At 59.5% G+C, this 4,123-nt stretch carries 5 protein-coding genes; all 5 read left to right on the forward strand.

Annotation, left to right across the window (positions count from 1 at the left end; genetic code table 11):
- The first annotated feature begins 355 nt into the window (after positions 1-355).
- The gene (locus ACZM22_RS11015) at positions 356-487 is read left to right on the forward strand and encodes a hypothetical protein (RefSeq protein ID WP_417053743.1); all 132 of its coding nucleotides are present in this window, start codon (positions 356-358) and stop codon (positions 485-487) included.
- Positions 484-1,947 (forward strand): recombinase family protein, encoded by a 1,464-nt coding sequence (locus ACZM22_RS11020; RefSeq protein WP_489544102.1) that lies wholly within the window; start codon positions 484-486, stop codon positions 1,945-1,947. Before ACZM22_RS11015 ends, ACZM22_RS11020 begins: the two co-directional genes overlap by 4 nt.
- A gap of 32 nt (positions 1,948-1,979) precedes the next feature.
- Complete coding sequence (locus tag ACZM22_RS11025) at positions 1,980-2,183, forward strand: hypothetical protein (protein ID WP_489544103.1); 204 nt, start codon at positions 1,980-1,982, stop codon at positions 2,181-2,183.
- 17 nt (positions 2,184-2,200) lie between these two features.
- Positions 2,201-3,721, forward strand: a complete 1,521-nt coding sequence (locus tag ACZM22_RS11030; RefSeq protein ID WP_489544104.1) for an ATP-binding protein — start codon at positions 2,201-2,203, stop codon at positions 3,719-3,721.
- A 22-nt stretch (positions 3,722-3,743) separates the two neighbouring features.
- Positions 3,744-4,123 (forward strand): hypothetical protein (locus ACZM22_RS11035; protein ID WP_489544105.1); only part of this gene is annotated, 380 nt, incomplete at its 3' end.

A 4,123-nucleotide genomic window follows, 5' to 3' on the forward strand; every position in this document is an offset into this window, starting at 1 on the left:
TCGACTATTGATGTGAGGTCACATACGTGCTATACTGTCCTTACAAAAGAAAAACAACGGCAGTTGCAGGGAGTTGGCGCTCCCTACAACCTGCGCAGGTGGTAACAGCACCTACACAACGGACAAATCCGCACCGCATGGGGTTATTATACCCGTTTGACCCTGATTTTGCAAGCGGAATCCGGTCTATTTGTCATACTCATGACACCGTGTAGTGCCTCGGCCTGCACGGTGTTTCTCTTTTCTCATTTCACAGAAAGGAGGAAAACGCATGAGTCAAGATCGTATTCCGTTTCCCGCGTCCCCGGCATGTTCTACGTCCCCGGCTCATAGGCTGTGGCGAGGGGGAATGAACATGGAAGTCAAACACACCCATCCGCAGTATGAGGATCCGCAGGCGCGGCAGCAGCAGATGAAGGATGCCTACGCCGCCTGCATGGCGAAGCTGCGGGCGCTGCGGACGGCCCAGCGGGAAAAGACCGCATGAAAACAGACGCGGTATACGCCCGCCAGTCCGTGGAGAAAAAGGACAGCCTGTCCATCGCGGGACAGATCGACCTGTGCCGCCGCACGGCGGGCGGCGGGGAGCTGCGAGTCTACAAGGACGCCGGCTACTCCGGCAAGAACACCGAGCGTCCCGCCTTTCAGCAGCTGATGAAGGACATCCGCGCCGACCGCATCGGCACGCTGTACGTCTACCGGCTGGACAGGTTTTCCCGCAGCGTGGCGGACTTCGGTCAGCTGTGGGAGATGCTGCAGGAGCACCATGTGGAGTTCGTGTCGGTCAACGAGAACTTCGACACCAAGACGCCCATGGGGCGGGCTATGCTGCACATCATCATGGTGTTCGCCCAGCTGGAGCGGGAGACCACCGCGGAGCGCGTGCGGGACAACTATTACCGCCGCGCGGCACTGGGCGCATGGCCGGGAGGTCCAGCACCCTACGGCTTCGACAATGGCCGTGCACGCGGACGGGATGGTAGGGAAGTCCCGTCCCTCATCCCCAACGACAAGGCGGCGGTGGTGCAGCGGATCTTTCAGGAGTATGCCGCCGAGGGCATGTCACTGGGGCTGCTGGCCCGCAAGCTGACCGCCGAGGGTATCCCCGCCCCCAAGCGCGCCACATGGGACAACGTGACGCTGTCCCGCCTGCTGCACAACCCCGCGTATGTGATGGCAGACGAGCAGGTGCGGCTCCACTATCTGGGTCAGGGCGTGGAGGTCACCGGCCCGCCGGAGGCCTTCGACGGTGTACACGGCGTGCTGCTGGTGGGCAAGCGGGAGGCCAACGCGCGGAAGTGCACCAAGACCGAGAACCATCGGGCGTCTGTGCTGAACAGCGTGGGCATCGTGCCATCGCCGCTGTTTCTGGCGGTGCAGGCAAAGCTGGCTCACAACCGTCAGGTAGGTAACAGCGGCAAGGGCAAGCACACATGGCTCTCCGGCCTGCTGAAGTGCGCCAAGTGCGGCTACAGCCTGTCCGTTGTGGTGGACAAGTCCTATCGCTATCTGGCGTGCAGCGGGCGGTATAATATGAACCGCTGCGACGCCGCCATCCACGTCAAGCTGGCAGAGCTGGAAACGGTGGTGCAGACGGAGATGGAAAAGCTGCTGGCGCAGTGTCCCCGGGAGCCCGTTGTGCCGAAGCCGGAGGATAGCTATACCCGGCGGCTGCTGGAGCTGGATCGCCGTGCCGAGCGCCTGATGGATGCCTTTGCCGAGAGCGAGGATCTGCCCGCGTCCTATCTGCAGAAAGCACTGGGGAAGATCGAAAAGGAGCGCGAGGCGCTCCGGCAGGCCCAGCGGCGTGAAGCAGGCCGCGTTCCGCTGCCGGAAAAGCTGGTGTTCAGCGAGTTGTCCTTTGAGGAGAAAAAGACCGTGGCCGCCCAGTTCATCCGCCGCATCGAGGTGGCAAAGGACAGCGCAGAGATCATCTGGGCGGTGTAAATCTAAATTGATACAAAAGAGGAGTAACCATTATGAACGACGAACGTAAAGCAACTATTGAAGTAGACATGACCGACGACGAGTGGATCGAACTGTTGTGTCTGTGTGAGGAAATCAATCTGACGCCGGAGGATCTGGCTGTGGCATTCTGTCAGGAGGTCATCCGGCAGCAGGCGCTGCTGCGTATTATCGCCGCCGCTGTTCGCGCCGATGTAGCCAATCAACTCAATCGATAACGGGAGGAATTGCACCTATGAAAATCGAAAACAAAACACCTATCGCGGAGGAGATCATCCGCAACAACCCCACCGGCCACGGCCTGTTCGCCGGTATCGGGGACAACTTCAACAGCGTGGCCCAGGTCATCTGTGAGCTGATGGACGACGCGGTTTCCAACCTCCGCGCCAACAGCGGCGATCCCGAGCTGTCCATGAGGGTAGTGCTATCGCTGGAAAATCTTGGCGATGCCGTGGAGATCACCGTGACGGACGGCGGCACGGGCATTGCTGACCTCGGTAGCGCCCTGACTATCGCATGTCGGGACGGCGCGCAGACGCCGCTGAACGAGCACGGCTTTGGATTGAAGCACGCGCTGGCCTCCTGCGACAGCAGTCCTGACCAGAAGTGGAGCATCCGCACCCGCACGAAGGACGACGCCGCGGCAAACCAGTACCGCGAGGTCAAGGCGCCATATTCCATGGGCACATCTGAACTGGACAAGCCCATGAAGGTGCGTTTCTATTCAGGTACGGGTGATCTGCCCCACCCCACTGGCACATCGATCTCCGTCCGTTGCCCTATGGCGAAGTTCCGGACGGTGAAGCCCGACCGTAAGGCAGCGCCCTCCGACTTCCACAATCTGGTGCGGTATATCATTGAGGAACTGCGGTACGTCTATGCGGGCATTCTGGCGAATACGCCCATCACCATGGAGGTGTGGGAGATCAGCGGCGGCGAGGAAACGCAGCATACGCTGACGCCGCTGCTGCCGGTGTGGGAAGAGGGCAGCGTGAAGGATTACGGAGATATCCCCTGTAACCTGGGCGGCGGCCCGCTGACGATTCGTTGTAAATACGGCAATATCCTGAAGAATCCGTCCAACGCCATCTACTATAAGTGCAACATGGAGTCCAGCGGCGTGGAGCTGCGCATCAATGGACGCGCCATCGAGCACGGAATGTTTGACCGCGTCTGGGGCGAGGCCATCCATCCCAGCCAGAACCGTTTTTTGGTGCAGGTGGATCTTATCTCGGACAACCCCGCCGCGCTGCCCGCCACGAAGAACACGAAAACTTCGTTCTGTGAAGCGGATCCGCGCCTGAAGAACCTGCTCAGTTGGATCGCGTCCTACGTCCCCGCCCCGGCCAAGGATGTGGACTCGGTGGAGCTGCGGTACGTCAAGGAGTTGACCGCCAGGCGTGAGAATGATCCCACCGCTCTGCGGGTGAGCCGTGAGGAGCCTGTGTTCCAGAAGATCGGGCTGAAGGCCAAGGTTGACCTGTTCGTGGGCTATATCGACCGTGTGACCATCTACGAAGCCAAGGCAGGAAAGACCAAGGCGCTGGACTTGTACCAGCTCCGCATGTATGTGGATGGCTGCGCACTGGACAACAAGCCTGTAGATGAGGCCGTACTGATCGCCAAGCGTCATTCGGCAGAGGTGAAAGAACTGCGGGACATTCTGAACACCCTGACCGCACCTGACGGACGTCCCTACAACTTCCGGCTGGCTACGTGGGATGAAGAGGGCATCGTGATCCGCCAAAGTGCGTGAGAACAGTCAGAGGAGTGAGAATATGACCGATGAAAGCAAAACGCTGCTTTATGAAGACCCTCATTGTGATGATGAGGACGAGGAGATGGACAGGCGCATCTCTCAGGTAGCTTTTATCGCGTATCAGCAAGCCAAGATGAAGGGCTTGCCCGTGGCTCGCTATGACGCGGAGAAAAAGGCGACCTATTTGCTGTACCCTGACGGACACTGCGAGTATGTGGACAAGCCACCTGAGAAAGCGCCGTCATCCGCTGGACTTGCGCCGCAAAATCAGGTACAATGGGAGCAGAAATTCACAAAAGAGAAAGGACGAACGACCATGACATATACTTCCGCACAGGCCAACAAGCTGCTGAAAAAGCTCAACGACGAGCACGCCGCCCTGCTGGACAAAGAGAGCCG

Source organism: Vescimonas sp., assembly GCF_057856985.1.

Excerpts from the sequence above, each read along its gene's own strand:
- ACZM22_RS11025 (WP_489544103.1), top strand. The coding sequence starts at position 1,980 with ATGAACGACGAACGTAAAGCAACTATTGAAGTAGACATGACCGACGAC.
- ACZM22_RS11020 (WP_489544102.1), top strand. The coding sequence starts at position 484 with ATGAAAACAGACGCGGTATACGCCCGCCAGTCCGTGGAGAAAAAGGAC.
- ACZM22_RS11030 (WP_489544104.1), top strand. The coding sequence starts at position 2,201 with ATGAAAATCGAAAACAAAACACCTATCGCGGAGGAGATCATCCGCAAC.
- ACZM22_RS11015 (WP_417053743.1), top strand. The coding sequence starts at position 356 with ATGGAAGTCAAACACACCCATCCGCAGTATGAGGATCCGCAGGCGCGG.